Source organism: Microbacterium sp. BWR-S6Y (assembly GCF_041379845.1).
In the GTDB taxonomy this organism is placed as follows: domain Bacteria; phylum Actinomycetota; class Actinomycetes; order Actinomycetales; family Microbacteriaceae; genus Microbacterium; species Microbacterium hydrothermale.
The window spans coordinates 201,023-225,815 of sequence record NZ_JBFECV010000002.1 but is presented as its reverse complement, the minus strand read 5'-3'; the positions used below and the strand labels follow the sequence as shown (position 1 = coordinate 225,815).

At 70.6% G+C, this 24,793-nt stretch carries 32 protein-coding genes, 1 tRNA gene and 1 riboswitch; of the genes, 10 read left to right on the top strand and 23 right to left on the bottom strand.

Annotation, left to right across the window (positions count from 1 at the left end; translation table 11 throughout):
• Positions 1–195: 195 nt before the first annotated feature.
• The 3 genes from AB1K56_RS04940 to AB1K56_RS04930 are packed head-to-tail and all read left to right on the top strand — an operon-like array spanning position 196 to position 1,245.
• Positions 196–549, top strand: coding sequence for a hypothetical protein (locus tag AB1K56_RS04940; protein ID WP_371204822.1), 354 nt, complete (start codon positions 196–198; stop codon positions 547–549).
• 9 nt (positions 550–558) lie between these two features.
• Complete coding sequence (locus AB1K56_RS04935) at positions 559–921, top strand: hypothetical protein (RefSeq protein WP_371204821.1); 363 nt, start codon at positions 559–561, stop codon at positions 919–921.
• Between the two features lie 30 nt (positions 922–951).
• A complete protein-coding gene (locus AB1K56_RS04930) occupies positions 952–1,245 on the top strand; it encodes a hypothetical protein (RefSeq protein ID WP_371204820.1) in 294 nt (97 codons plus the stop codon).
• A 38-nt stretch (positions 1,246–1,283) separates the two neighbouring features.
• On the opposite strand, the gene AB1K56_RS04925 is transcribed toward AB1K56_RS04930, so the two are convergent.
• From AB1K56_RS04925 to AB1K56_RS04890, 8 genes are all read right to left on the bottom strand, one after another.
• Positions 1,284–3,584 (bottom strand): M60 family metallopeptidase, encoded by a 2,301-nt coding sequence (locus tag AB1K56_RS04925; protein ID WP_371204819.1) that lies wholly within the window; start codon positions 3,582–3,584, stop codon positions 1,284–1,286.
• A 231-nt stretch (positions 3,585–3,815) separates the two neighbouring features.
• Complete coding sequence (locus AB1K56_RS04920) at positions 3,816–4,586, bottom strand: LmeA family phospholipid-binding protein (protein WP_371204818.1); 771 nt, start codon at positions 4,584–4,586, stop codon at positions 3,816–3,818.
• A 5-nt stretch (positions 4,587–4,591) separates the two neighbouring features.
• The gene (gene argS, locus AB1K56_RS04915; RefSeq protein ID WP_371204817.1) at positions 4,592–6,256 is read right to left on the bottom strand and encodes an arginine--tRNA ligase; all 1,665 of its coding nucleotides are present in this window, start codon (positions 6,254–6,256) and stop codon (positions 4,592–4,594) included.
• A gap of 193 nt (positions 6,257–6,449) precedes the next feature.
• A complete protein-coding gene (locus AB1K56_RS04910; protein ID WP_371204816.1) occupies positions 6,450–7,259 on the bottom strand; it encodes a transglutaminase family protein in 810 nt (269 codons plus the stop codon).
• Positions 7,260–7,584: 325 nt separating this feature from the next.
• A complete protein-coding gene (locus AB1K56_RS04905) occupies positions 7,585–7,770 on the bottom strand; it encodes a hypothetical protein (RefSeq protein ID WP_371204815.1) in 186 nt (61 codons plus the stop codon).
• Positions 7,771–7,861: 91 nt separating this feature from the next.
• The gene (locus AB1K56_RS04900) at positions 7,862–8,368 is read right to left on the bottom strand and encodes a hypothetical protein (RefSeq protein ID WP_371204814.1); all 507 of its coding nucleotides are present in this window, start codon (positions 8,366–8,368) and stop codon (positions 7,862–7,864) included.
• Positions 8,365–9,486: a serine/threonine-protein kinase gene (locus AB1K56_RS04895; RefSeq protein WP_371204813.1), complete on the bottom strand. Its 1,122-nt coding sequence runs from the start codon at positions 9,484–9,486 to the stop codon at positions 8,365–8,367. The genes AB1K56_RS04900 and AB1K56_RS04895 overlap by 4 nt, the downstream gene beginning before the upstream one ends.
• Before the next feature lie 34 nt (positions 9,487–9,520).
• Positions 9,521–9,775 (bottom strand): DUF6458 family protein, encoded by a 255-nt coding sequence (locus AB1K56_RS04890; RefSeq protein WP_264630364.1) that lies wholly within the window; start codon positions 9,773–9,775, stop codon positions 9,521–9,523.
• Positions 9,776–9,956: 181 nt separating this feature from the next.
• Here AB1K56_RS04890 and AB1K56_RS04885 point away from each other — a divergent pair, with 181 nt between their 5' ends.
• A complete protein-coding gene (locus tag AB1K56_RS04885; RefSeq protein WP_371204812.1) occupies positions 9,957–11,090 on the top strand; it encodes an ATP-binding protein in 1,134 nt (377 codons plus the stop codon).
• A gap of 158 nt (positions 11,091–11,248) precedes the next feature.
• Positions 11,249–11,446: a DUF2188 domain-containing protein gene (locus AB1K56_RS04880; protein ID WP_136586924.1), complete on the top strand. Its 198-nt coding sequence runs from the start codon at positions 11,249–11,251 to the stop codon at positions 11,444–11,446.
• A 56-nt stretch (positions 11,447–11,502) separates the two neighbouring features.
• On the opposite strand, the gene AB1K56_RS04875 is transcribed toward AB1K56_RS04880, so the two are convergent.
• The 3 genes from AB1K56_RS04875 to AB1K56_RS04865 form a co-directional block, all read right to left on the bottom strand.
• A tRNA-Arg gene (locus AB1K56_RS04875) sits at positions 11,503–11,575 on the bottom strand.
• A gap of 117 nt (positions 11,576–11,692) precedes the next feature.
• On the bottom strand, positions 11,693–11,863 hold the full coding sequence (locus AB1K56_RS04870) for a hypothetical protein (RefSeq protein ID WP_167494200.1): 171 nt from the start codon (positions 11,861–11,863) through the stop codon (positions 11,693–11,695).
• 80 nt (positions 11,864–11,943) lie between these two features.
• Entirely contained in the window at positions 11,944–12,393 is a 450-nt protein-coding gene (locus tag AB1K56_RS04865; protein ID WP_136586925.1) for a hypothetical protein, read from the bottom strand.
• Between the two features lie 101 nt (positions 12,394–12,494).
• Between AB1K56_RS04865 and AB1K56_RS04860 the strand changes: the two genes are divergently transcribed.
• Complete coding sequence (locus tag AB1K56_RS04860) at positions 12,495–12,890, top strand: DUF5684 domain-containing protein (RefSeq protein WP_205822865.1); 396 nt, start codon at positions 12,495–12,497, stop codon at positions 12,888–12,890.
• A gap of 14 nt (positions 12,891–12,904) precedes the next feature.
• Here the strand turns inward: AB1K56_RS04860 and AB1K56_RS04855 are convergent, their stop codons facing one another.
• The 5 genes from AB1K56_RS04855 to AB1K56_RS04835 all read right to left on the bottom strand — a co-directional run bounded on the left by AB1K56_RS04855 (position 12,905) and on the right by AB1K56_RS04835 (position 16,043).
• Positions 12,905–13,207 (bottom strand): hypothetical protein, encoded by a 303-nt coding sequence (locus tag AB1K56_RS04855; protein ID WP_371204811.1) that lies wholly within the window; start codon positions 13,205–13,207, stop codon positions 12,905–12,907.
• 155 nt (positions 13,208–13,362) lie between these two features.
• Positions 13,363–14,532 (bottom strand): RtcB family protein, encoded by a 1,170-nt coding sequence (locus tag AB1K56_RS04850; protein ID WP_371204810.1) that lies wholly within the window; start codon positions 14,530–14,532, stop codon positions 13,363–13,365.
• 354 nt (positions 14,533–14,886) lie between these two features.
• Entirely contained in the window at positions 14,887–15,210 is a 324-nt protein-coding gene (locus AB1K56_RS04845; protein ID WP_371204809.1) for a hypothetical protein, read from the bottom strand.
• Positions 15,211–15,312: 102 nt separating this feature from the next.
• Entirely contained in the window at positions 15,313–15,450 is a 138-nt protein-coding gene (locus AB1K56_RS04840; protein WP_371204808.1) for a hypothetical protein, read from the bottom strand.
• 38 nt (positions 15,451–15,488) lie between these two features.
• On the bottom strand, positions 15,489–16,043 hold the full coding sequence (locus tag AB1K56_RS04835; protein WP_136586929.1) for a MarR family winged helix-turn-helix transcriptional regulator: 555 nt from the start codon (positions 16,041–16,043) through the stop codon (positions 15,489–15,491).
• 115 nt (positions 16,044–16,158) lie between these two features.
• Here AB1K56_RS04835 and AB1K56_RS04830 point away from each other — a divergent pair, with 115 nt between their 5' ends.
• The 3 genes from AB1K56_RS04830 to AB1K56_RS04820 all read left to right on the top strand — a co-directional run bounded on the left by AB1K56_RS04830 (position 16,159) and on the right by AB1K56_RS04820 (position 17,208).
• The gene (locus tag AB1K56_RS04830) at positions 16,159–16,548 is read left to right on the top strand and encodes a hypothetical protein (RefSeq protein ID WP_371204807.1); all 390 of its coding nucleotides are present in this window, start codon (positions 16,159–16,161) and stop codon (positions 16,546–16,548) included.
• 1 nt (position 16,549) lies between these two features.
• Positions 16,550–16,891 carry a hypothetical protein gene (locus tag AB1K56_RS04825; RefSeq protein ID WP_371204806.1) on the top strand — a complete coding sequence of 114 codons (342 nt, stop codon included), beginning with the start codon at positions 16,550–16,552 and terminating at the stop codon, positions 16,889–16,891.
• Positions 16,892–17,058: 167 nt separating this feature from the next.
• The gene (locus tag AB1K56_RS04820) at positions 17,059–17,208 is read left to right on the top strand and encodes a hypothetical protein (RefSeq protein WP_371204805.1); all 150 of its coding nucleotides are present in this window, start codon (positions 17,059–17,061) and stop codon (positions 17,206–17,208) included.
• Positions 17,209–17,262: 54 nt separating this feature from the next.
• On the opposite strand, the gene AB1K56_RS04815 is transcribed toward AB1K56_RS04820, so the two are convergent.
• From AB1K56_RS04815 to AB1K56_RS04795, 5 genes are all read right to left on the bottom strand, one after another.
• A complete protein-coding gene (locus tag AB1K56_RS04815; RefSeq protein WP_371204804.1) occupies positions 17,263–18,333 on the bottom strand; it encodes a spore photoproduct lyase family protein in 1,071 nt (356 codons plus the stop codon).
• Positions 18,334–18,342: 9 nt separating this feature from the next.
• Positions 18,343–19,167, bottom strand: coding sequence for a DNA-formamidopyrimidine glycosylase family protein (locus AB1K56_RS04810; RefSeq protein WP_371204803.1), 825 nt, complete (start codon positions 19,165–19,167; stop codon positions 18,343–18,345).
• Between the two features lie 2 nt (positions 19,168–19,169).
• The gene (locus AB1K56_RS04805; RefSeq protein WP_371204802.1) at positions 19,170–20,651 is read right to left on the bottom strand and encodes a phytoene desaturase family protein; all 1,482 of its coding nucleotides are present in this window, start codon (positions 20,649–20,651) and stop codon (positions 19,170–19,172) included.
• Positions 20,648–21,151, bottom strand: coding sequence for an SRPBCC family protein (locus AB1K56_RS04800; protein WP_371204801.1), 504 nt, complete (start codon positions 21,149–21,151; stop codon positions 20,648–20,650). Before AB1K56_RS04800 ends, AB1K56_RS04805 begins: the two co-directional genes overlap by 4 nt.
• Positions 21,152–21,283: 132 nt before the next feature.
• Complete coding sequence (locus AB1K56_RS04795; protein ID WP_371204800.1) at positions 21,284–22,441, bottom strand: ATP-binding protein; 1,158 nt, start codon at positions 22,439–22,441, stop codon at positions 21,284–21,286.
• Between the two features lie 129 nt (positions 22,442–22,570).
• On the opposite strand from AB1K56_RS04795, the gene AB1K56_RS04790 reads away from it, so the two are divergent.
• Complete coding sequence (locus tag AB1K56_RS04790; protein WP_371204799.1) at positions 22,571–22,867, top strand: hypothetical protein; 297 nt, start codon at positions 22,571–22,573, stop codon at positions 22,865–22,867.
• A gap of 66 nt (positions 22,868–22,933) precedes the next feature.
• Here AB1K56_RS04790 and AB1K56_RS04785 read toward each other — a convergent pair whose 3' ends face one another.
• Positions 22,934–24,250: a hypothetical protein gene (locus tag AB1K56_RS04785; protein WP_264630347.1), complete on the bottom strand. Its 1,317-nt coding sequence runs from the start codon at positions 24,248–24,250 to the stop codon at positions 22,934–22,936.
• Positions 24,251–24,380: 130 nt separating this feature from the next.
• Positions 24,381–24,704 (bottom strand): multidrug efflux SMR transporter, encoded by a 324-nt coding sequence (locus tag AB1K56_RS04780; protein ID WP_264630345.1) that lies wholly within the window; start codon positions 24,702–24,704, stop codon positions 24,381–24,383.
• Between the two features lie 13 nt (positions 24,705–24,717).
• A riboswitch (guanidine-III (ykkC-III) riboswitch) is annotated at positions 24,718–24,781 on the bottom strand.
• Positions 24,782–24,793: the final 12 nt, after the last annotated feature.

Genomic DNA, 24,793 nt, shown 5'->3' with positions numbered 1-24,793 from the left:
GTATGCCGCTCCCTTCCCGCGCCGCGGAGCGGCGCTCGGGCACGGGTGGGACCGCGCGGGAACGTCGCAGGCAACCGATGCGCGCCGGACACGCATGAAATCGGCCCCGAGGAGGGGTGAGATCTGCGGACCGGGCGGACGCATGAATCGACGATGGAAAGATCCGCCTCAGCCCGCAGGGAGGGGTTCCCGGCCATGATCATCTGCTTCGAGCATGTCGTCAGCGACGCCGACACGCACATCAACCACGTCCTCCTCGCCCCGGAATTCTTGAGCGCGCTCTCGGGCGACTTCACGCACCCTCTCCTGAGGTTCCTGAATCCGTTCCTGGGGTGGGGCGAGCCCTACGGGAGACCCCGGAGTCGCCCCGCGTCCATCACCGCGTCCCAGCTGCGTGTCAACCAGGAGATCCTCGGGGCCGATGCGGTGTCGGTCGTCGGTGAGAATCCAGCCTTCTGGGGGATCGCGGCGCAGCTGACGAGGGAGATCCGTCTCTTGGAGCAGGCGTACGCATGGCGCACGACGGCGCCCCTCGACGAGAGCACGTGAGGCGAGGTCATGCCCGCCACCTTCTGGGTACATGAGCGCCTCATCGTCGTCTCTCCCGGGCATCTGGCCGTCTTCCGACCTCCGAGTGATCACGCATCGAAGTTCCCGCGGCGCGGCGTCTTCGAGCGATTGCTCCCGACCGGGGTGGGCGGCGTCCCCTGGACACTCCAGGCGACGGAACTGGACTACATCCTGAGCCTCCTCCGGATCCCGTTCACCGCGGAGCAGCTCTTCCCCCGGGCGGGGACACAGGGTTCGGTCGTCATGGACCGCTACCTCCTCGACAGGAACCAAGCGCTCGCCATCGCGGAGTGCGCGGGCGGTGACGCGGAGGCCTTCCTCCGCCGAGGGATGTTGAGCGCGATCGTCTGAAAGGCGGATGACATGTGTACGGCAGTTCGAGTGACGACCGGAGAGGGAGCGGAGGCGTTCTACATCCTGGCACCCGGGTTCATCAGCAACGTCCGCCCGGCCATCGCGCCCCGGATGCTCCTCTACGCGGGGGGAAAGCGCCTCTCGCAGATCGACGTGTCGCCCAGCGAGTTCGACGACCTCCTCGACGCGTACGGGATCCCGGCGGAGATGAAGACGGCCGTCACCCCGGGCACGACGTGGTCATGGGCCCGGACGACGCTCCATCTGGCCCGACAGCTCCGGGAGGAGAAGAGTTCCGGCTGGACGACCGGGGGCCTCTGACCTCCGGCATCTCGACTGCCCTCGTGAGACGGACGCGGTCACACGACGAACCGTCCGTTGCGGATCGTCACGGTCTGGGGCGCAGACGAGAGCGACCCGACCTGCACGCTGTTCTGGTACACGTGGACGCGGGACGGCTCCGCCGCGTTCACGATCAGTCGGTATCCGGATGCCACCCTCACGCCGTTCATCACGGCGACGACCTTGTCGTGCGTCTCGTCACCGTGCACCGTCACCGTGGCGATCACTCGTCTCGACGCGTTCTGCAGCGTCACCTGGTAGTAGGACTTCCCGCGGAAGTAGACCTCGTGCGGGGGCGCGCCCGTCGAGGTCGCCACCAGGCGCGTCCCGTCCGCGCTCATGCCGATCCATCCCGCGATCTTGTCGTACCAGCCGACGAACTCCAGTGCCGAGGTGACGGTGACGGGAACCGCGCGCCACAGCACCTCCTGCGTGGCATCCGACGCCTGCAGCACGGCGAGGACGCGTCCCTCCCGGGGGCCGACGTTCACCGCCACGCTCTCGCGTGCCACCACGGAGCTGGCCGATCCGTCGAGCGTGGAAAGACCCGACACCGTCGCCGCAACGGCGTCGCGGTCGCCGAGGGAGAGCGTGACATCGGCGGTCGTGAGCACTCCGACGGGCAGGTTGTAGCCGACGTCCCGCTCACGGCGGGAGTCGCGGGAGTCGATGGCCGTCCAGATGTGGTTCTGCAAGGCCGGGAGTGATCCGAGCGCGGAGGAGACGGATGCGGAGACCGGGACTCCCCACGCGGTGAAGAACGGTCCCAGGTCGCGGTCCGCGACCTGGGACGCGACCTGCGCGAAGAGATCCTTCTTGTCCTGGTCGGTCGACGGCATCGCGAGACCCCGGATGCGCCGCACGCGGTACACCTGGCTCACGGCGGGGTAGAAGCCCTCGCCGAACGACTGCCGCAGCTGATCGAAGAGGAACAGCGGGAGGAAGGGATCTTCGTCGGTCAACGTCGCGAAGTCGCGATCGGAGAGCTGCTGCGCGAAGTAGCGGGAGATGCGGTCCTGGGCATCCGTCGACTGATCCAAGCGATGCTCGCCGGTCAGACGTTGCTGCAGCGCGAGCGAGGAGATGTTCACCGTGACCTCACCCAGGCCCGACCACGTGTAGGCCGGCGTCTGGAACGTGTGTCCCACCTCGTGCCAGGTACCCCAGTTGTCGGGCGTGGTCAGGAGGGTTTCGCTGGCTCCGGTGTCGACCTGGAAGGACAGCCACTGATTCGTCGCGAAGGCCCAGCCCGCGCCGGAGTCGGCGCCGGAGAAGTACGCCCTCCCGGGGTACTTGAGGGCGATGCCGACGGCCGCGTACGTCAGACCGTAGACGTCGCACGTGTCCGAGAGGACACGGTCGAGACGGAAGGCCACATCGGCCGGGTCCCACGCGACACCGCGTGAGGAGAGGTCGTCGACGACGCGGCGTTGCACGTCGACGAACGAGCGCTCTCCCACGATCGAGACGAGGGGCGCCGTGGAGAACCTCGAGAGCTGCGCCGCGAAATCGTCTGGGGTCGTCCGGTCCTTCACCCACACCGGATGGGCACTTCCCCCGGCGATCGTGACCGTGGCGACCTGTTCGACGGAGGAGTTGGAGACGAACACGATGCCGTCGCACGGAGCCGTCACCCGCTGCGACCCGGCGACGAGCGCGACGCGGACGACGTCGAGGCTCTGCCCGCCGTTGAACGCCTGCCAGGGTCCGCGCGCGCCGACCGACAGGGCCAGCGCGCCCGCCGGACCGTCGACGACGTCGACGTCCAGCACGTCATTCGCCCGCACCCAGCGACCGGTGGGCTGGAGGTCGCTGTGCGCGAATCCACGATTCTCGAGGTCGCGAACGGCATCCTGATCTCCGTGCGGGAGGGCGAGCACCGTCGTCGACGCGCCCGTCGGATCGTGCACGATCACCGTCGTCTGCAGCACCTCGAGGGAGCTCGATCCCGTCGCCCCGGAGGATGTCGCCACGACCGTCGTGGTCGTCGGCGGTGCGTCGGTGAGCACGCGAACCGTCGTGGAGAAGACACCGTCGGGGCCGGTCACGCCCGACGGCTGCTCGATACGGGCGATCGACGGATCGGCCGTGGTCACCCAGATCGCTTCCCCCGGGATCGGTCGTCCCGCGGCGTCGCGGAGCGTCACGCGGACCCCGGTGGCCTCAGCGGGGTGAAGGCGCGCGCGGTCCAGAGCGACCGTGGGCGCGCCCGGCGCTGCGCTCGTCGCGCGAGCGGGGACGGCCGCGCTGAGGACGATGACGGGCGCGGACCACGCGCCCGCGGCGATCACCGTCCGACGGGACAGGGGGCTGGTCATCACGGGTCTCCCTCCGGGTGCGCCTCGCGATCCGTTCCGACCGCAGGGCACCCCGGGGGACGCTAGGACATCCGGGGGCGGGAGCCGCGACCGGCATCGACCGCGGAGCCGGGTGAGAGACCCCGCGTCTCCGGAAGACGGTGGATCAGGCGTCGGCGTCCGCCGAGTTCTCGGGCCCGAGCGCACCGGCGTCGGCGCTCACGGCACCGATGCGCGCGGGCGGACGCCCCGTCAGCCGCAGGAGCCGTTCGCCTGCAGCGACGGGTCGTTCAGGACTCCGCCGGCGAGGTCGAAGGCGGCCACCAACGTCTGTCCCTGCACCGTGGCCGAGGTCAGGGTGAGAGCGGCGGGCAGCCGATCGGCGATGCAGAGCGACCGGGTTCCGAGGACGGCATCCGCGACCCCACCGAACTGGGCACGCAGGGTGTCGGCGTCGATGGTGTTGCCGGCGAGGTCGAACGACGCCGGAGTCAGGGTGATGTCGCCCTGGGTCGCCCCCGGGGTGACGGCGACGCCCACGGGAACGCCGACGCCGAACAGCGAGAGCTCGCTCTGGAACGTGACCTCGGGGGCGGCGAGACCGACGGTTCCGGACGGGAAGTCGGGGATCTGCGCGAGAAGCGTGCGCAATTGGCCCTCGTCGAGTCGCACGGAAGCCGATCCGCCCGTCGCCGCGGCACCGCCGGACACGGGCACGCCCTGCATCTCGACGAGCACGTCGCCGGTGAGCGGGCCGAGCGTGACGTCGTCCGAGCGCACCGACACGTCGTCGAGTCGACCGCTCAACAGCTGGGGCAACACGATGCCGGCCACCGACACGTCGACCTCTTGACCGTCCGGGATGCCGACGTTCTTCACCACGAGGGATCGCACGGTGTTCGTGACGACCGATCTCGCGATGAACTCGGCCGCCACGACCGCGCCCGCCACCAGGACGACGAGCACGATGAGCACCGCGATCCAGCGACCTGAACGGCGGCGCGGGGCCACGGCATCCGTCATCCGACTTACATCCGCTCCGGCGCGGAGACGCCCAGCAGGGTGAGACCGTTGCGGAGCACCTGACCCGTCGCGTCGTTCAGCCACAGGCGCGTACGGTGCACCGGCTCGACCGGGGCGTCTCCCTGCGGGATGACGCGGCAGTTGTCGTACCACCGGTGGTACAGCCCGGCGAGTTCCTCGAGGTAGCGGGCGACACGGTGAGGCTCGCGCACCTCGGCCGCGTAGGCCACGATGCGCGGGTACTCCTGAAGGGCGCCCAACAGCGCGGACTCGGTCTCGTGGTCGAGCAGCTCGGGGGCGAACTCCGACCGGTCGACCCCGGAGTCGGCGGCGTTGCGGGCCACGTTGTGCGTGCGCGCGTGGGCGTACTGCACGTAGAACACCGGGTTGTCGTTCGTGCGCTTCTGCAGGATCTCGGGGTCGAGCGTCAGCGGGGAATCGGCGGGGTAGCGCGCCAGCGAGTAGCGCAGCGCGTCGGTGCCGAGCCACTTCTGCAGGTCGTCGAGCTCGATGATGTTGCCCGCGCGCTTGGAGAGCTTGGCGCCGTTGATCGACACGAGCTGCCCGATGAGCACCTCGATGTCCGTCTCGGGATCGTCGCCCGCGGCGCCCGCAAGTGCCTTGAGGCGGTGCACGTAACCGTGGTGATCGGCGCCGAGCAGGTAGATCTTGTGCGCGAAACCGCGATCGCCCTTGTTGAGGTAGTACGCGGCATCGGCTGCGAAGTAGGTGTACTCGCCGTTCGAACGACGGATCACCCGGTCCTTGTCGTCGCCGAAGTCGGTCGTGCGCACCCAGACGGCGTCATCCTGGTCGAAGACATGACCCTGCTCACGCAGACGGTCTACGGCATCGTCGACGAGGCTCGGCCGCCCGTCGACGTGCGCGTGCAGGTCACGCTCCGAGAACCACACGTCGAAGTGCACGTTGAAGCGCTCGAGGGATGCCTGGATCTCGCCCAGCTGCAGGCGATAGGCCGACTCGGTGGCGACGGCGATCTGCTCGTCGCGGTCGAGGTCGAGCAGGTCGGGCCGCTCGGCCACGACACGCTCGGCGAGTGCTGCGATGTATGCCCCGCCGTAGCCGTCGTCGGGCGTCGGCTCCCCGTGCGCGGCCGCGACCACGGAGCGCCCGAAGCGATCCATCTGGGCGCCGGCGTCGTTGATGTAGAACTCGCGAACGAGCGTCGCACCACTGGCGAGCAGCACGCGCGCGATCGCGTCGCCGAGCGCCGCCCAGCGGGTGTGGCCGATGTGCAGCGGCCCGGTCGGGTTCGCGCTGACGAACTCGAGGTTGATCGTGTTGCCGCGCTGCGAGTCGTTCGTTCCGAACGCCGCTCCCTGCTCGACGATCGTCTTCGCCAGGGCGCCGGCGGCCGCGGCATCCAACCGGATGTTGATGAAGCCGGGCCCGGCGACCTCGACGCTCGCGATGCCGTCGACGGACTCGAGACGCGCGGCGATCTCGCCCGCGAACTCCCTTGGGTTCGCGCCGACGACCTTCGACAGCTTCAGCGCGGCGTTGGAGGCCCAGTCGCCGTGGTCGCGGTTCTTCGGACGCTCCAGCGGAAGGTCGGCCGCGGTCAGTCCCGCCGAGGAACCCTCTCGTCGAGCCTCGGCGAGCGGGGCGATGACGGCGAGAAGGGCTGCGGAGAGGGCTGCGGGATCCATAACCCCTCAAGTCTAGGCGGAGCAGGGTCATCCGCCGTCTGCGGGCATGACGCAGGAGAAACGGCGTCATCGACGTGTGTGGGACGCGTGGGCGCCGGGCGAGTGCCGGGACTCCTGCGTCGTGCACGCGTCGCGGTGTGCGGGGGCCTTCGCGGCGCACGCCGACCGGCGGCAGCGTGGCGGGGCGAGGAACTCAGCCGATCTGAACCAGGGCTTCGTGATCGTCCGGGCTCGCGGCATCCGGGGTGTCGGCGTCGAGAACCGCGTCGACGTGCATGCGCTCGAGGCCCACGTACCCGCCGTGGTAGCTGAGGAAGGCACAGTCGGCCGCGTCGCGACCGGTGGCGATGCGTACGAGTGATCGGCGGTCGGCCAAGCGGGTGGCGTCGACGACGTACCAGGCGCCGTCGATGTACGCCTCGGCGACGGCGTGGAAGTCCATCGGCTCGAGCCCCGGCGCGTAACACGCGGCGTAGCGTGCGGGCATGTCCATCGCACGCAGGAGAGCGATCACGACATGGGCGTAGTCGCGGCAGACGCCCTGACCGGTCATGAGGGTCGTCACCGCACTGTCGGTGCCGAGGCTCAGGCCCGGCGTGTACGTCACCGTCGAGGCGACGAACGACGAGACGGCGGCCAGGAGTTCTTCGCCCGCAAGCCCGCGGAACTGCCGGCGCGCCTGGGCGAACACCTCGTCGGACTGGCAGTAGCGGCTGGGACGCAGATAGGTGATGGTCTCGAGGTCACTCGTGCGGGGGGTCTGGGCGGCGCCGGACACGACGGCTTCGTAGCGCACCGTGAGCGGCCCGGGCTCACCGGTGACCCGGTGCAGACGCGAGCCGGACTGGTCGACGATCTCGGTCGGCGTGTACACGCGATCGCCCTGCGCGAAGGTCAGATCCTCGCTCAGCAGGGGCACGCCCTGGGCGGCCGTGATCTGGAAGATGAGGTCGACGGACGCCCCCAGGTCGAGGTCGAGTTCGGCGGTCACGCGGCGCGGCACCGGGCAATCCTCGCACGCGCAGAACGCCCTCGGCGCGCACCGCGCGAACCCGTTCCCGACGGATGCCGTCAGCCCGCGCGACACGACCCGAGCGGCCCGACGACGGTGAGCGCCGCCGAGCCGCTGCGGCCCCCGACGACGGCGGTCACGGTCACCGTCGACCCGGAGCGGCGGAGGGCTGCTGCAGGTCGAAGCCCGTGGAGAACGCGCCGGCCGCATCGGTGATCCCGGCGGCGGAACCGAACCGAGCGCCGAAGGGGCCGGTGAGGGTGAGGCTCGCCCCGGCCAGCGCCGAGCCGTCGGCGGAACGGGCCGTGACCGTGAGTCAGACCTCGCCGCTCGGGGGTGTCTGATCACCGGGAGTCGAGACCGTGACGGGCGCCCCCGCGGAGGCCGTGGCCGAGGCCGGGAGCGGAACCGACAGGATGACCGCGGGTAGTCCCCAGACCGCGGTGGCGAGCATCGCGCGACGCGAGGGAGGCGAGGGACGGGAAGGGAGGTCGACGAGCATGCCGCCCATTCCACGCCCGCCGAGCATCGGGGCGGCGCCTTCTCGGCGCGATACCGGACGCGGGGAGCCCCGAAATCACTCGCCCCGACGCTCAGCCGTCTTTCTTGCCCGGCCCCTGGCCCGAACCGGGACCGGTTCCGTCCTTGCCGCCGCCCTTGTCCTTCCCGCCGCGATCGTCGGGCGCGCCCGGCGCGGGCTGCGACGGACCACTCTGATCGTCGTCGCCGGAGGTGTCGGTCGGCACGGTCGACTCGTCCTGCGGCTCCGGGTCGGTCGTCGGCGTCGGCGTCGGGGTGGGCGTCGGGGTGGGCGTCGGGACGAGGGCGGTGAGGTCCGCGCGGACGGTCGCGACACGCGTCAGGATGCCGTCGGCCTCCTCCGCCGTGAGCTCACCGGCGTCGCGCCGCGCGGTGACATCGGCCTCGAGGGTGTCGAGGCCCGCCAGCGCCGAGGCGTAGTCGCCGGCCGCGGCCTGCTCGGCGATGGTCTGCACGTTCTGCTGCCACCCGTTCGGCGTCGCCGCCGGCGGCGTGCAGGCGGCGAGCGCGAGAGTCGCGGCCAGGAGCAGCGCCGTCACGGCACCGGTGCGTCGGATCACGGCCCGACCTCCTTCCACAGGTCTTCGACGTGCTGGTCGAGAGGCTGCGGGAGCGACGGGAGCGCGGGCTCCGCCGCCCCGCCTCCCCCTCCGGCGGCCACCGCCGCGGAGATGCCTCCCACCGCCAGGACAGCGGCGACCACGGCAGCCACGATCACGGCCTTGCGCGAGAAGCGGGGCCGCCGGGACTCCCCCGCGGTGGTGTAGACGCGTGTCGGCCCGGTCGACTCCGTCCCCTCGGGAAGGCGCGCGGAGGGTGCCGTGACTTCGACGTGGGAGAGGGTGCGCAGCGCGACGATGAGACCCGCGGCATCCGGTCTCTCGGCGGGATCGATCGCGGTCATGTGCGCGAGCACCTCGCGCCACGGCGCCGGGATCGACGCGGGGATGTCAGGGGGTGACACGAGACGAGCCGCGAGCGCCTCGTGCGGGGTGCGGGATCCGAACGGTCGCGACCCGGTGAGGGACTCCAGCAGCACCAGACCGAGGGAGTAGACGTCGCTCCCGGGTGCCGCCGGCATCCCCCGCGCCTGCTCCGGGCTCAGATAGGCGGCGGTTCCGATCACCGTGTCGGCGCGGGTGACCCGCGTCGCGCCGACGAGAGAGGCGATGCCGAAGTCGGCGAGGGTCGCCCGCGGCGTCTCCCCCGTGTGCGCGGCGGGTCGCATGAGGATGTTGGAGGGCTTCACATCGCGGTGCACGATCCCCCGGCTGTGGATCACGGCGAAGGCCTCCGCGACCTCCCGGCCGATACGGGCGACCTCGGGACCGCGGAGGGGACCGCGGGCGATGAGGTCGGCGAGGGTCGGACCGGCGATGAGCTCCATCGCGAGGTACGCGGGCGTCGCGTTCAAGCGCGCGTCGTAGAGGGTCACGAGCGAGGGATGCGACAGCGAGGCGAGCAGACGGGTCTCGGATCGCACGCGCGCCACGTCGGACGGGTCTGCTCCCTCTCCGTCGATGATCTTGATCGCGAGGGTGCGCTCGAGGGCGGTGTCCACCGCCTCGTAGACACGCGCGTAACCGCCCCGGCCGAGGAGTCGGCCGAGGCGGTAGCGGCCGTCGAAGAGACCGTCGTCGGCCGGGTCGTAGGCGACGGTGGGCGTCGGTTCGGTCATGGATGCACCTCCGGGGTGACGACCCCGGCGGGGTTCAGACGAGGTCGTCGTTGGACGAGCGCGTGGTCGAGCGGGTGACCTGAGCGCCCCCCACTCCTTCGGTGCGGGTGACCGTGTCGGTTTGCCGACGGCGCGCGAGCAGGACGACGCCGATCAGGAAGACGACGACGCCGGCTCCCATCATGATGTAGCCGACCATGCTCAAGCTGACGTAGTCGTTGGGCAGGTTGACGGCGAAAGCGAGGATGGCGCCGATGACGAACAGCGCGATGCCGGCTCCGATGCTCATGGCAGGTCCTTTCGAAGGGAGGCCTCCAGCATCCCAACCCCGGGTCGGATACCGGCATGGTCTTGACAAGGGCACCCGCACACGCGCGGGGCGGCCTGCTCGCTCGAACGGGCCGCTTTCACCCGCCTCCCGACGCGATGCGCGGAATCGATCGCGTCCCCGAACCGGCAGACTCTCCGCGATGACCCGCGAACGCCCCCCGCTCACGCGCGCCCCGGACCACCTCGACCTCGACGCGCTCGGGGCGACCATACGCATCGATCTGAGCGCGTCGGCGCCGGATGACCGCGAACGGATCGCCCGCGCGTGGTCCGGCGCGGCGCGCGACGATGATTCCTCCCCCGTCGCCGTCGTGCGTCCGGATCCCTCTCTTCCCTTCGACGAGGCCGCCGCCGCGCTCTCGACGCGAGTGACGCTCGCGGCTCTCGCCGCCCGGCGCGGGGACCTGTGGATGGTGCACGCGGCCGCCGTCGCGGACGACGAAGGGCGGGTCGTGCTGTTCTCCGGACGCTCGGGGATGGGGAAGACGACCCTCATGTCGCACCTGGCGCGCGAGTACGCCTACGTGAGCGACGAGAGCGTCGGCGTCGCCGCGGATGGTCGCGTCCTGCCCTACCGGAAGCCCTTGTCGATCATCGATCGCACCGACCGAGCAAAACGTCAGGCCTCGCCGAGCAGCCTGGGGCTGCGCGACCTGCCGACGACCGCCTCGCTCCGTCTGCACGCGATCGTCGTTCTCGACCGGGATCCGCTGTGCGCGGCCCCTCGCGTCGAGGAGCTCGAGATCACGGACGCGATCAGCGCGATCGCACCGCAGTGCAGCTACCTCGCGGAGCTCGCTCACCCGCTCGCGACGTTGACAGGACACGTGAGCGCCGTGGGCGGAGCTCTGCGACTGCGCTATCGCGAGGCGAGCGAGGTCGTTCCGCTCGTCGCCGACCTGCTCGCGTCGCACCGCCCGCGGTCGCCCCTGCCGGTCGCGGCGCAGGACAGGAATGAACCCCGCGACCCGGCCGGTTACGTCCGCACTCCGGTCGTGGATGCCGTGACGATCGGGGGCGATCGTCTCGCTCTGCTGCGGCGCGGCCCGCACGACGAGACCGCCATCCACCTCGTCGACGGCATCGGTCCCGCGCTCTGGCGCGCCGCGAACGGTGCGTCGTTCGACGAACTGTTGTCGGCGGTGATCGCAGAGCACGGCCGACCACCGCAGGGCGACGCGCGCGCCGCCGTGCGCACCGCGGTGACAGCCCTCTGCGATGCCGGGCTGATGACGGCGCCCGCGCCTCCGACCCCGTTGCGCGCCGAGCCCTGACGATCGCGGCGTCGATCGTCAGGTCACTGGTCACGTCGACGACGCGCCCAACCGCGGGGTGAACGGGCGGGTGAAGCAATGGGCGCGCCGCCGACGGTCCGGCGCGACGCCGTGTCAACCCGATGCCTCCTCGGGGGGCGTCGGTGTGTCCTGGTGCCATGAGCCAGAACGACGTGACGACCAGATCGAACCGCGGCCAGTGGGAGAACGCGGTCGAAGGGCGACCGGAGCTGTCCGCCAGCTTCTCGAGCCGTGAGGAGGCGATCGACCAGGGCCGTGCGACCGCCGACGAGCTCGGGTCGCGGCACATCGTCGAGGACGCGGAACCGACAGGAGCGCCGACCGACGAGGGCTGACCGTCGGATCACACGACAGAGGCCGCGGTCACCGACCGCGGCCTCTGTCACATGCGTGCCCCCGACAGGAATCGAACCTGCGACCTTTGGTACCGGAAACCAACGCTCTATCCCCTGAGCTACGGAGGCGGACGGGTCCAGGCTATCACCGCGCCGGGGGCCGACCCGACGGGCCGAGCCGGCGCCGCGGAACCGATGCCGCGGAGCGATCGGCCCGCGTGGGGGCGCCGGTCCGCGGCATCCGGATCATTCGCCGCCGATGACGCCGATGCCGCTCGCCTGGTGGTCGGCGTTCGGGTCGTCGGCGGACGGTGCCTTCGAGGCCTCGTCGACGTCGTTCTCCTGGCTCGGCTTGACCGTGGGGTCGTCGGCCAGGTCGGAGCCCTCGTCGGGCGAGGTGTTCTGTGGGTCGCTCATGGTGTTCCCTTCGTCGAGGGATCCAGCCTCGCAACCACAGGCCGCCGGGCGCACCGGGTTGACCGGTTCCGCGAGCGGCCCTAGGGGCGGAAGATGCCGCGGACGCGTCGAGTGAGGGGCAGGTGCAGCAGCACCTCGCGGCCGTCGACGTCGACGGTGACGACGGAGCCCCCGAGACCTCGACCCGGCGACGGCCCGACGTCGGAGCGGACGTAGGCCTCGGCGACGTCGACGTAGACCGCGAGCAGTCGAGCACTCTGATCCTTCGACGACGAGGCGTCCACCAGTTGCATCCGGTGCCCCGTGTCGGTCTCGACCGAGAACCACCGGGATCCCGGCGTGGAGACGAGCGCCCACCGCGAGCCCCGCGAGAAGCGCGCCCACGCCGCACCGTCGCGCAGCTCGGTCACGACGTCGAGATCGGCCTGGGCGACCACGAGCACCTCGAGCATCGCGAGGGCCTCGGCCGCCGTGACGTAGTCGGCGCGGTCGGCGCTCAGCCCACCCCACTCGAACCTGCGCTCGCCCATGTCGCCGCCTTCCTGGCACCGAGCGTAACCCCGCCCGCCGCCGGTCCGTCCCGCCGCGAACGAACCTGAAAGCGGGCTGGGAGAACCCCTACGATGAGCGCATGCTGACCTCATCGCCGTCGTCGATCACCGATCAGACCTCGATCTTCGCGCTCAGCGCGTCCAACTCGCTCATCGCCCTCGCGATCTACGTCCTGATGGTCGTCGCGCTCTGGCGCGTCTTCCGCAAGGCCGGGCACGCGGGCTGGCTCGCGATCATCCCGATCGTCAACCTCGTCGTCATGGTGCGCATCGCCGGTTTCTCCGGCTGGCTGACGCTGCTGTACCTCGTGCCGATCGTGAACGTCGTCTTCCACGTGATCGTGCACCTTCGCGTGGGCCGGGCCTTCGGTCACGGCTGGGTGTTCTCGCTGTTCCTGCTCGTGATCTTCTACGTGATCGGCTACCTCGTGCTCGGATTCAGCGACGACAGGTACCGTCCCGAGCGCCTGGCCTGACTCCGCAGCGACCCTCAGGCGAGCCGCAGCCGATCGTCGGGGTGCAGACTGCGCAACGGCACCGACCCGTCGACGATCGCGCGCAGGGCGCGGGGGCTGACCTCGAGCTCCGCCGAGACGCGCTCCACCTCCGCGCCAGAGGAGAGAGCGCCGCGCAACGCCGCCTCCGCGGCGTGGGCGGCCTCGGCCACATCGTCGGCGGAGCTGCGCACGAAAGCGGCGAGCTTCGCCTGCGCGTGACGGATGCTCCGGCGCTGGCGCTCACGGCGGTCGGCGAGGTCGAGGGTGGGGGCGGTTCGCGGCTGGTCGGGCGACATGATCTCCACTCCGGGGGAAGCGTCCGGCTCGCGCGGCTGCGAGCTCTCATCCAGCCTCTCCGACCCGCGGGCGCGGCACATCATCCCTGAGGACGATATTGCGACCGCGGACGACGGATGCCACGACCGCGCGTTCGCGATCGTGGCATCCGTTCTCAGTCGCCCTTCACGTTGACGATCTGCCGCAGTGTGTGCCGCACGGTCACCAGGTCGGCGGCATCCGCCATCACCCGATCGATCGGCTTGTACGCCTGCGGGATCTCGTCGATGAAGGCCTCGGTGTCGCGATACTCGATCCCCGCCATGGCCTCACGCAACTGCTCGTGCGTGAAGGTCTTGCGCGCGGCCGACCGCGAGTACTCCCGGCCGGCGCCGTGCGGAGACGAGTTCAAGGCCATCGCGTTGCCCCGCCCCTCGACGACGTACGACGCGGTGCCCATCGACCCCGGGATGAGTCCCGGGCGACCGGCGTCGGCCATGATCGCCCCCTTGCGGGACACCCACACCTGCTTGCCGAAGTGCCTCTCGGACTCGGTGAAGTTGTGGTGGCAGTTGATCCGCTCGCGCTCTTCGACCGGGTTGTCGAGGAAGCGACCGAGCTGGTTCGCGACGCGGTCCATCATCTCCTCGCGGTTGAGCAGGGCGAAGTGCTGCGCCCACCGCAGCTCGCGGATGTACCGGGTGAACTCGGGCGTCCCCTCGACCAGGTAAGCCAGGTCGGGGTGCGGAAGCTCGATCCACCACTGCTTCGCCAGACGCTGCGCGACCTTGATGTGGTGCTGCGCGATGCGGTTGCCGACCCCGCGGGAGCCGGAGTGCAGGAACATCCACACGTCGTCGTTCTCGTCGAGCGAGATCTCGATGAAGTGGTTGCCGCTGCCCAGCGACCCGAGCTGCTGCCGCCAATGGCCGGCGTACGACGCGGGGTCGAACTCCGCCTTCTCGGCGAGCGCCTCGAGCTCCGCGACACGTGGCTCGGCGGTCGCGACGATCTTGCGGTTGTCGCGACCGGCCGAGAGCGGGATGGCGCGCTCGATCTGCTGCCGCAGCTCGGCGAGGTCTCGGCCGTCGAGGTCTGCGGCGTCGAACTGCGTCTTGACGGCGATCATGCCGCAGCCGATGTCGACTCCGACGGCTGCGGGCATGATCGCGCCGAGCGTCGGGATGACCGAGCCGACCGTGGCGCCCAAGCCCAGGTGGGCGTCGGGCATCAGGGCCAGGTGAGGGTGGATGAACGGCATGGTCGCCGAGGTACGGGCCTGCTCGATGGTCTTCTCATCGATCAGGCTCGCCCACGACACCAGTCGTTCGGTGAGCTTCTGCATGGATCCTTTCCTTCGTGTGGTGCGCTGACGCGCGACGAGTGAGCCTCTGTCGGGGCACACTCCCCCACTCGCGTGGAAAGAGGAACGCCCCGACCTGACGGTGCGGGGCGTGAGAAGACGGGTGTCTAGACGACCGGCGCCGGAGGGTACGACGAGAGGAGGAACGGCAGGTACTGCTCCTGCTTCCCCTGCTGCTCAGCGCGGCGATCGCGGTTCGCGGTCATCGTCTCGTCTTTCCTCGGCTCCCGTGCCGATCGGCACAGGCTTGCGAACATAACGGATGCCGCGAGCTCGTCGCAAGAGCCGCGGCATCCGATCACCATCGAAGGGCCGGGATTCACCCGGACCGTTGCCTCACGCCTGGGTGGGCTGATCGAAGTCCCAATCGATGGGCTCGTCGTCCTCGTCGTGCGGGTCAGGCTCGACCGCACGGAGGTGCGAGCGGGGGAAGAGCCGGTGGTTCTTGAGGTCGTCGGCCGCGTGGGAGAAGTCGGGCTCCTCCTCGTTCCACTCCATCGGGGCGGAGAGCACGTCGTTGCCGACGCCGATGACGAGTTCGGCCTGCGCCACCTTCTTGTCGTCCGTGACGATGGGGATGCTGACCGCCTCCGCCTGACCCTCCTTGGCCACGGCCGCCGTCAGCTCGATGAGCGACGCGGCGACGTCGTCAGTGGTCATCACGGTCTCGCCGGCATAGGTCACGCATCGCATGAGTCCACCCTGACGATGATCGGCGCACGCGGGGGGCGGGTTGCCACGGCATCGCCGGTGGGATACGACTCAGTCCCGCCGCTGGGTGGAGCGGAACATCGCTTCGTCGAGTTCGAACCAGACGGCGCGCACGGTGTCGAACTCCGCGAACGGCTCCGGCTGCGGGTCGGTGAGGGAGAGGCGGTAACCGCGAGGGAGATCATCCACGTGCTGTCCGTCGCGCGGGCCGCCGACGAGCACGTAGATCACGGGGAATCGACCGCCGGCTTGTCGACGGCGACACCGTCGACGGCGTCGCTCATGCGGTGGAGGAACGCGACGACGGCCGCCGATTCTTCGGGCGTCATGTCGATCACCGCCGCCAGCATGCGGTCGTGCATGTTGCCGAGCGTCTGCCGCACCTCGGCGTGAGCGCGCGGCGTGGCACGGATGAAGATGCTGCGTCGGTCGTCGGGGTTCGCGGTGCGCGTGACGTGTCCGGAGCGCTCGAGGCGGTCGAGGATCGCCGTCGTCGACGCGGTGGACAGGCCGAGATACCGGGTCAGCTCGCCCGGCCTCACCTGCCGCGAGGCGTCGCGCAGCAGATAACGCAGGACGAGCAGTTCGTTCTCGCCCATCGACATGGAATCGCGCGTACGTCGGCGCATGGCCACCTCGGCCGCGCGGTAGATGCGCAGCGCTTCGAGCACGGCTTTGCTGCGTCGCCGACGGTCGGACGGCTCGTCGCCGTACCAGTAGGTGACCTCTTCGGTGGATCCCGTGGGCGTGAGTCCGCGGGACGTGGTTTCGACGTCTGTCATGACACACTCCTCCCCGCTCTTCCGCCTGACTATACAACGGAAATAATAGTTAGACAAACTAGTTACTAAGCGAGTATGTTCTACACACAGCTAATCGCTAACGAAGGGAGTTCCCATGGGCCAGTTGTTCTACGGCACGTCCACCGAAGCCGTCGTCATCCCCGACCGCCTTCTCTCTCACCTCAAGGTGGTCACGACCACCAAGCTCCGCCGCAGCGAGAGCTTCACCCTCACCTGGACCCACGTCGACGGCACCCCCGGCCGCTCCACCCTCTGGCTGCAGCCGGCGATCCCGTTGCGCTTCGTCTTCGACTCGGCCGAGCCCGAGACCCTCGACGCGGCAACGCTGAAGAACATGGCCGACCTGGCGAACTCCTCGGCCGGCCTTGTCGTCGACCTCACCGCCGAGATCGCCACAGCAACCGCGTCCGCGTCCGCGCCGCGTGTCGCCCCCGCCCGCACCGCGACCTCGTCGCGCCCGCGCTCGCTGTCGAGGGCCGCCTGACATGAGTGCACCCACGCTCCCCCACTCCGCCCCGGTGGTCACCGCCCGCGTCCTGTGGGCGAAAGTCGACACCGGCTTCTGGGTCGCCCACCGCGGCGGCGAGTACGACGGCTGCGTCGACGCGGTCGCGGGAGGATACGTCTCGCGCGACGCGCACGGCGTGCCGATCGGCCGGTACGACAGCCTCGACGCCGCCAAGGCGTCGTTGCGCTCGACGACCCACCCCGCCAACGAGTCGCGTCGTCGCCGCGTCGAGCGCGCCTCGCTCCTCGCCGCGACCGCCGTCGGCGGGACCGCCCTGGCTTTCGCGCTCACCGCGGGCGCCCTGGCGCCGTACCTGTGAACGACCTGCCCGAGCCGGAGCTGCGCGACGACGCGGACGATTTCGAGGATGCCGCGAGCGCGGAGTTCGCGGCCCGTTACGGCGTCACTCCGCTCTGACCGTCCACCCCCTGGACGCGGCGCACCCCTCGTGACACGGTCAGCGAACCACCGACGGACGGAGACCCCATGAGCAACGACCACGATCGCAGCGCCGACGCCCCCGACGAGACGTCGAACGGCGCGGGCAGCGAATCGCCCGACGAGGGCGCGGCGGCCCAGAAGGACGCCGATGAGGCGGCCACGACCGACGACTCGCCCACGGGCGACATCGGCTGACCAGACGAAGACGAAGACCGGCGCCGCGTCACGGCGTCGGTCTTTTCTGTGGGATCAGAACGCGTACCGCACGCGGCAGTAGGGCAGCTTCTGCGCGATCAGGTCGGTGAGGGCCGCCACGCTCTGCGCCTTGAGCGGATGCCGGTACCGGACGTTCACCGCACCGTTCTGCGATCGCTTCTCTTCTTGCACCGTCGGCGTCCACAGGAGTTCTTCGCCCTTCGGATGCCAGCCGAGGTTCACCTCGTGCAGCGCCTCGTTGTGCGTGAGGAAGATCACTTCGCAGGCCAGTTGCGCCTTGGCCCGGGCGTGCAGTGCCGCGTCGAGCTGCTCGAAGAGCTCGGCCCAGTCAGCGAGCCACGTCGGCGTGAGGATGACCGGGGAGAAGTTGACGTGGACTTCGTAACCCGCGTCGACGAAGTCGTTGATGGCGGCGATGCGCTCCGCCATCGGGGAGGTGCGCAGGTCGGTGACCCGTGCCGTGCCCGCCGGCATGAGCGAGAAGCGGATGCGCGTGCGCCCCGCCGGGTCCCACTCGAGGAGGTCGCGGTTGACGAACTTCGTCGCGAACGACGCCTTCGCGGTCGGGGTCATGCGGAACAGGTCGCACACGTCACGGACGTTGTCGCTGAGGAGCGCGTCGACGGAGCAGTCGCCGTTCTCGCCGATGTCGTACACCCACGCGTCGGGATCGCACTGGTTGGGCTCGGTCTTCGGGCCCCGGGCGGCGACGTGGCGCGCCAGGTGGCGACTGATCTGCTCGATGTTGGCGAACAGCGTGATGGGGTTGCTGTAGCCCTTGCGCCGCGGCACGTAGCAGTACGCGCACGCCATGGCGCACCCGTTCGACAACGACGGCGCGATGAAGTCGGCGGAGCGCCCGTTGACGCGGGTGACGACGCTCTTCTTCACACCCAGCACGAGGGCTTCGGTCTTGATGCGCACCCACCGGGCGACGTTGGTCTCGTCGCCGTGCACCTCGGGGATCTGCCAGTGCGAGGCGATCGGCACGATGTCGGCCTCGGGCCAGCGCGCCACGATCTCCCGCCCGCGCTCCAGCTCGAGCGCGGCGCCCTCCGCGTAGATGCGCGTGACGCGCAGCAGATTCTCTCGATCGACGGCCATCGGTCCGTTCTACGCCGAGGGTCCGACATCGGCGCCGGCGGGAACCGGCTGACACCGGGGGCACCACCACGTGCGCCGCTGCTCCGGGTCGTTCGCGACCTCGTCGCGCACCCGCACCCGCGTTCCGCAGCGCAGGCACGCGCGACCCGCACGACCGACGACCCAGTGCGACGCCCCGCGACGACGATCGCCCGTGGTCACCTGGTACATGCCCGGCACGGTCGCCGACACCCGCAGGCACCGCGCGGCGAGCGCCACGAGCGCGTCGAGATCGGTCGCCCCGATCGGCGCGAAGGGATGGATGCCGCGCAGGAACGCGAGTTCGTTCACCCACAGGTTGCCGAGCCCGGACATGCCGCGCTGATCGAGCAGCGCCGCGACGACGGGTCGATCGGGCCGGGAGGCGAGCCGACGCACCGCCTCCGCGGCATCCCAGTCGTCGCGCAGCGGGTCGGGACCGAGATGGCCGAGTACGTCGCGCTCGCGCGTCGTGGCCACCAGTTCGACGACGGGGAGATCGAGACCCCAGACCTCCCGCCCGTCGTCGAGACGCAGCCGGACGCGTGCCTTCTCGCGCGCGGCGGTCGGGAGCGCGCGGCCGGGCCTCGTGATCGTCCACGACCCCTGCATGCGAAGGTGCGTGTGCAGGGTCTCGCCGCCGTCCAACCGCGTGAGCAAGTGCTTGCCGTGCGTGTCGTAGCCGAGGATCGTGCGACCGCCCAGCGCACGGCCGGCCGCGTTGCCCGCGCGCAGCTCGCCGTCGCGCACACGGGCGCCCGTCGTCGCGGCATCCAGACGTCGACGGAGGCGGTAGACGCTGTCTCCCTCCGGCACGTCTAGCGCGCCGCGGAGAAGAGCTGATCGTCGCGCGGAGCGAGGTCGGGGCGCAGACGCGTGCCGAATTCGTGCCGGAGCGCGCTCAGCGCCGCCTGCCACCCGGCCAGTCCGTGCACCCCGGGGCCCGGGCTCGTCGACGACGAGCAGAGGTAGACGCCCTTCATCGGCGTCCGCCACGGATCGGGGCGGTAGACCGGGCGACCGAGCAACTGGGTGAAGGTGGGCGCTCCGGCCGAGATGTCGCCCCCGGGGAAGTTGGGGTTCCACGCCGCGATGTCGACCGCCGTGCGCGAGGTCGAGGCGAGGATCGTGTCGCGGAAGCCGGGGGCGAAGCGCTCGATCTGCCGCACGACCGCCTCTTCGCGGTCGGCCGGACTCCCCGACGGCACGTGGGTGTAGGCCCACAGGACGTGCTTGCCGGCCGGCGCGCGGGTGGGATCGAACAGCGTCGGCTGCGCCGCCAGCACGTACGGGGCGTCGGGGAGCTCGTCGCGCGCGACGGCGTTCTCGGCCGCGGCGATCTCGGCGCGCGTCCCGCCGACGTGGATGGTCCCCGTCAGGCCGATCTCGGGGGTGGTCCACGGCACCGGCTCGGACAGCGCGAAGTCGACCTTCGCCACACCCCCGCCGTACCGGAACCGCTCGAGCGCCCGACGGTAGGCCGCCGGCACCCGCTCCCCCGCGAGGCGGAGGAGCGCGCGCGGAGTGGTGTCCAGCAGCACCGCCCGGGCCGGTGGCAGCTCGGCGAGAGAGGTCACCTCGACGCCGGCGTGCAGAACCCCGCCGTGCGCGCGGATGTCGGCGACCATCGCGTCGGCGATCGACTGACTGCCCCCGACCGGGATGGGCCACCCCCGCCCGTGCCCGTAGGTCGCCAGCACGAGGCCGGCCCCTCCGGCGGCGAGGCTCGGCTGGTGCAGGATCGTGTGCGCAGAGACGCCCGTGATGAGGCTCGGGACGACCTCCTCGCGGAAACGGGCGTTCCACCACGGGCCGCCCTGCTCGAGCGCCCGGACGCCGAAGAAGAACGCCGCGAGCGGGTCGCCCGGCACCCGCAGCAGCGCGTTGCCCGTGAAGTCGGCGACACCGCGCAGGTGATCGACGAGGGGGCGCATGAGCCGCTCGTACGCGCGGCCGTCGACGCCCAGCCCCTCGGCCGCCCGCGCGAGGTCGCGGAAGGCAAGGCCCGCGCGCCCGCCGTCGAGCGGGTGCGCGTACGAGACCTCGGGGACCACGAACGGCACGCGACGCTCGAGCCCGAATTCGCGGAAGAACCAAGACTCGAGGGCGAGGGGATGCACCGCCGACCCCACGTCGTGGCGGAAGCCCGGCAACGTCAGTTCCGCAGTGGATGCCGCTCCGCCGAAGGTGGACGACTTCTCGTAGACCGCTACGGACAGACCGGCCCGTGCCAGGGTGACCGCGGCGGCCAGGCCATTGGGACCGGAACCGACGATCGCGGCGTCGTAGTGCTCGCTCATCGCTGGATCGGTTCTCCCTCGGCGGTGGATTCGTGCCCGATCGCCTCGGCGCCGCCGTCGGTGCCGGGGGCGCCGCCCTCGGCGAGGTAGGCGAGGCGGTGCAGGGTCTCGGCGTTGCGCCAGCGGGTGATGGCGTCGAAGACGGTATCGGGGAGCAGCCGGGTGGGACCGGTGACGGGCTCCTCCTGGATGCGCACGACGCACCCCGCGCCGCGCGCTTTGACGTCGATCGCGACGCGCGCGATCCCGATCGGGCCGCCGTGGGGCTCGAGCACGGCCCGCCGCGGCGGGTCCCACACGCGCATCACCGTCGTGTCGTCGACGACCACCGGCCAGGATCCGAACGAGTGGTGCAGCGTCGCCCCCTCCGCGGGCCAGGAGGCGCCCACGTCGCGCATGCGCGAGGTGCCGACGACCCACAGCGGATAGAGCCAGCCGTTCGCGAGGACGCGGAAGACGTCCTCCGGAGTGCAGTGCAGCAGACGGACGTTGCGGGCCACGGGTCGCTCCTCGTCGTCGTCTCGATACGGGCGGATGCCGGGGCATCACCCCCGACAGCGCTTACGCTACGGTCCACCCCCGACACCGGTCGCGGTGGTTGCGCCCCGGCTCCGCGGCCGGTAACGGCCGGGTCAGGCGGCCGCGGGGAGGACGAACCACGCCCTCGTCCCGCCCGCCGGGGAGTCGTCGAGGCCGATCGTCCCGCCGTGGGCCTCGACGATGCGACGGCAGGTCGCGAGACCGATGCCGATGCCCTGCACGTCGGCGCCGTGTCCGCGCTGCATGGGCTCGAAGACGCGCTCACGCAGCTCCGTCGGCACCGCGTCGCCGTTGTCGTCGACGCTGATCCGCCATCCGTCGGACAGCGTCTCGACGCTCACGCGCACGTCGGGCACCTTCTCGGCCGCGACGGTGAACTTCACGGCGTTGGCGATGAGGTTCTGCAGCAGCACGCGCAGCAGCGTGTCGTCGCCCCGCACGAACGTCGAGGCGTCGACGGTCACCTCGGCCCCCGTGCGCACGAGTGCGCCGTCGAGGTCTTCGAGGACCGCATCCACGGTCTCGGCCACGTCCACCTGCGTCATGTGGGGGCGCGCGCCGCCCATCCGGGCGAAGTCGAGCAGGTCGGTGACCATCGACGTCATCCGGCCGGCCGCCGCCTCCGCGCGGGCGAGGGACTGCGCCGCACGCGGTGCGTCGGCCATCTCGGGGCTGTCGGCGGCGAGCTCGAGGAAGCCCGTCAGCGCGGTGAGCGGATTGCGCAGGTCGTGGCTGACCTGGGTCGCGAAGCTCTCCAGCTGCTGGTTGGACGCCACCAGGTCGCGCTGCACACGCCGCAGCTCGAGGACGTCGATCACCTGGTGAGCGAGCAGATCGAGCGCTCGGCTGCTGGCATCCGACAACTCCCCGACCTCGTCGTCGAAGACGCAGAGCGTTCCGATCGCGACCCCCGACGGGGTGATGAGCGGGCTCGAGGCGTAGAAGCGCACGTTCGCGATCTCGCCGGTGACGAACGCGTTCGCCGCGAAGCGATCGTCGAGCCGGGCGTCGGGGACGACCACGCGCCCGGGGTTCGAGATGACCGCCGCGCACATCGAATCCTCGCGCTCGCAGGTCGCCGCCTGGATGCCGACGGCGGCGATCTGATGCTGCATCCGGTCGTCGATGATGTTGATGACGGCGGTCGGGACGCCGCAGACGGTCGCGGCGAGCTCCACCAGGCCCTGCAGATCGGGCTCGGACGGCTCACCCACCAGGTGATACTGCGCGATCGCGTCTCGTCTGGTCACATCGTGCGCGGTCGACACGGCATCCCCCCTGCTTTCATCCGCCGAAAGCCTATCGGCTGCCGGTTACACCGCATCGGCCCGATCGGGAAGGCCCTCGCCCGCGTCGCCCTCCTTGCGCAGAGTCGCGGTATGAGCACTCCCACGCTTCCCCCGACCCCGTCCGAGCCCACCACCCCGACGCCCGCGGAACCCTCCACCCCGACACCGTCGGAACCGACGGTGCCGCTCCCGCCCGAACCCGGCACCGCTCCGGCCGACGACGCGGATGCCGGAGTCGACGAGGGTGCCGAGACGCCGGGCGCGGATGCCGCGGGTGCCTTCGCCGAAGAGGACGACGACACGATCGGCACGGCCGAGACCGTTGCCGACAACGAGGTCGAGGAGGCCGTCGTCGACGCGGTGGACCCCGGCGGGCGCCCCGACTGACCCGGCCGGGAACGCGAGAGGGGACGACGCCGACCGGCATCGTCCCCTCTGTCGTTCAGAACGGGATCAGGGGTTTCCGCGCGTCCAGAGCAGGAGGATCGCGACGGCCTGCAGCACCAGGCATCCCACGAGGATCGCCGTGCGGCGCCGCGGTGTCGACGACCACCGGTCGTCGCCCAGGAGGGGCGCCATGGGCATGAGCAGCCGGAAAGTGCTCTGCTGCGGCAGGAAGACCGCGAAGATGTACACGCCGTAGCTGAAGGCGTAGGCGACCACCATGAGACCGAGGCGGCGGACGGGTCGCGACCACATCAGCGCGAGGAAGGCGACGATCAGCGCGATCACGAGCACGATGCCCACCACGCCGAGGTGCGTCCCCGCCTGCCGGAACCAGGGCGTGAAGGGCGTGAACTCGTCGTTGCCGACGTAGTCGAGCCACCAGCCGAGCTCCGTGCGGATGTAGGCGTTGTGCGTTCCCGTGACGAACTGCGCGATGTGATTCCACGACAGCCCCGCGACGGCGATCACGAGACCGGATGCCATGAGCGAGGCCCACTGACGCACGGGGAACGGATCCACCCGACGGCGGAAGAACCGCACGAGGAAGACGATGCCCAGAGCCAGTCCGAGGGCGAGCACCCCGGGACGCGTGTACGCGGTGATCAGGCCGATCGGCAGGATCCAGAGGTAGCGGCGCTTGATGGCCAGCAGCATGCCGGCGAACATCAGCAGCATGAACAGGCCTTCGCTGTAGCCGATCACGAAGAGGAACGACATCGGCGCGAAGGAGAAGAACACCACCGCCCACCAAGCCGGCTGCGGCTTGGTGACGGTGCGCATCAGCACGAAGAGCAGCCACGTGGCGCCGAGGCTCGCCCCCAGGCTCAGCAGCACCGCGACCGGCTGCCAGCCGAGACCGGTCGCTCCCGAGACCACGCGCACCATCGTGGGGAACACCGGCAGGAAGGCCCAGTTGTTGGGGAGGATGTCGCCCGACACGTTCATCGGCAGCGACATCGGGTAGCCCTGCGCCGCGATCTGGCCGTAACGGTCGGCGTCCCACCCGGTGAGGTAGTCGAAGAACGTGCCGAGGCGCTCGCTGTCGGGACCGAAGCCCCAGCGTGCGGCCTTCGCGATCGAGTAGAAGCCCCAGAGCAGGCCGAAGTTCACGGTGCGGGCGATCGCCCACAGGAGCAGGACGCGGGCGAACGCCCCGCGCTCGATGGGCACGATACCCTCGGGCGTGCGGAGGACGTCGCGGCCGTACTGGCGCAGGGCGCGGCCCACGCGCGAGTCGCGCAGGCGATCCAGCCGTCGGGACGGACGACCGATGACCCTCGACGGTTGCGTCGGGGTGACAAGCTCGCTCGGCGGTGCGCTCACTCGGAACCTTTCACAGGGGAAGACATGGGCGAGTGACGACGGTGTCTGGCCCGGAGAAGTGCAGTGACGCCAGATGGTACCGGATGAAACTGACCGTTCCCTACGGTTGACTTCCGCCGAAATCCCCTGGTCAGTGGGCGTCGCCCACGAGCTTCAGGCCGATCACGCAGCCGACCAGGCCCAGCACCAGCAGCACTTTCACCACCGAGATCGCCTCAGCGCCGCTGACCATGGCGACCACGACCGTGAGGGCCGCTCCGATCCCCACCCACACGGCGTAGGCCGTGCCGGTCGGGATCTCGCGCATGGCGACGGCGAGTCCTCCCATGGATGCCACCAGGGCCACGCCGAAGATCACGCTCGGCCAGAGCTTGGTGAAGCCCTCCGACCGACCGAGGGCGGTGGCCCAGACGGCCTCGAGGACACCGGAGACGATGAGGATGACCCACGACATGACAGCACAGCTCCTTGGCCAGTCTTGTCGCTGTCCGGGTACTGATCCCTCGTCCGGGGACGCGGTGGGCGTCCGGTGTCCAGGGTAGC

Excerpts from the sequence above, each read along its gene's own strand:
- AB1K56_RS04850 (WP_371204810.1), bottom strand. The coding sequence starts at position 14,532 with ATGCAGAAGCTCACCGAACGACTGGTGTCGTGGGCGAGCCTGATCGAT.
- AB1K56_RS04865 (WP_136586925.1), bottom strand. The coding sequence starts at position 12,393 with ATGGGCGAGCGCAGGTTCGAGTGGGGTGGGCTGAGCGCCGACCGCGCC.
- AB1K56_RS04920 (WP_371204818.1), bottom strand. The coding sequence starts at position 4,586 with ATGACGGATGCCGTGGCCCCGCGCCGCCGTTCAGGTCGCTGGATCGCG.
- AB1K56_RS04925 (WP_371204819.1), bottom strand. The coding sequence starts at position 3,584 with ATGACCAGCCCCCTGTCCCGTCGGACGGTGATCGCCGCGGGCGCGTGG.
- argS (WP_371204817.1), bottom strand. The coding sequence starts at position 6,256 with ATGGATCCCGCAGCCCTCTCCGCAGCCCTTCTCGCCGTCATCGCCCCG.
- AB1K56_RS04870 (WP_167494200.1), bottom strand. The coding sequence starts at position 11,863 with ATGAGCGACCCACAGAACACCTCGCCCGACGAGGGCTCCGACCTGGCC.
- AB1K56_RS04830 (WP_371204807.1), top strand. The coding sequence starts at position 16,159 with ATGGGCCAGTTGTTCTACGGCACGTCCACCGAAGCCGTCGTCATCCCC.
- AB1K56_RS04780 (WP_264630345.1), bottom strand. The coding sequence starts at position 24,704 with ATGTCGTGGGTCATCCTCATCGTCTCCGGTGTCCTCGAGGCCGTCTGG.
- AB1K56_RS04825 (WP_371204806.1), top strand. The coding sequence starts at position 16,550 with ATGAGTGCACCCACGCTCCCCCACTCCGCCCCGGTGGTCACCGCCCGC.
- AB1K56_RS04880 (WP_136586924.1), top strand. The coding sequence starts at position 11,249 with ATGAGCCAGAACGACGTGACGACCAGATCGAACCGCGGCCAGTGGGAG.
- AB1K56_RS04935 (WP_371204821.1), top strand. The coding sequence starts at position 559 with ATGCCCGCCACCTTCTGGGTACATGAGCGCCTCATCGTCGTCTCTCCC.
- AB1K56_RS04790 (WP_371204799.1), top strand. The coding sequence starts at position 22,571 with ATGAGCACTCCCACGCTTCCCCCGACCCCGTCCGAGCCCACCACCCCG.
- AB1K56_RS04835 (WP_136586929.1), bottom strand. The coding sequence starts at position 16,043 with ATGACAGACGTCGAAACCACGTCCCGCGGACTCACGCCCACGGGATCC.
- AB1K56_RS04855 (WP_371204811.1), bottom strand. The coding sequence starts at position 13,207 with ATGTCGCCCGACCAGCCGCGAACCGCCCCCACCCTCGACCTCGCCGAC.
- AB1K56_RS04885 (WP_371204812.1), top strand. The coding sequence starts at position 9,957 with ATGACCCGCGAACGCCCCCCGCTCACGCGCGCCCCGGACCACCTCGAC.
- AB1K56_RS04820 (WP_371204805.1), top strand. The coding sequence starts at position 17,059 with ATGAGCAACGACCACGATCGCAGCGCCGACGCCCCCGACGAGACGTCG.
- AB1K56_RS04890 (WP_264630364.1), bottom strand. The coding sequence starts at position 9,775 with ATGAGCATCGGAGCCGGCATCGCGCTGTTCGTCATCGGCGCCATCCTC.
- AB1K56_RS04845 (WP_371204809.1), bottom strand. The coding sequence starts at position 15,210 with ATGACCACTGACGACGTCGCCGCGTCGCTCATCGAGCTGACGGCGGCC.
- AB1K56_RS04905 (WP_371204815.1), bottom strand. The coding sequence starts at position 7,770 with ATGCTCGTCGACCTCCCTTCCCGTCCCTCGCCTCCCTCGCGTCGCGCG.
- AB1K56_RS04895 (WP_371204813.1), bottom strand. The coding sequence starts at position 9,486 with ATGACCGAACCGACGCCCACCGTCGCCTACGACCCGGCCGACGACGGT.
- AB1K56_RS04815 (WP_371204804.1), bottom strand. The coding sequence starts at position 18,333 with ATGGCCGTCGATCGAGAGAATCTGCTGCGCGTCACGCGCATCTACGCG.
- AB1K56_RS04940 (WP_371204822.1), top strand. The coding sequence starts at position 196 with ATGATCATCTGCTTCGAGCATGTCGTCAGCGACGCCGACACGCACATC.
- AB1K56_RS04860 (WP_205822865.1), top strand. The coding sequence starts at position 12,495 with ATGCTGACCTCATCGCCGTCGTCGATCACCGATCAGACCTCGATCTTC.
- AB1K56_RS04805 (WP_371204802.1), bottom strand. The coding sequence starts at position 20,651 with ATGAGCGAGCACTACGACGCCGCGATCGTCGGTTCCGGTCCCAATGGC.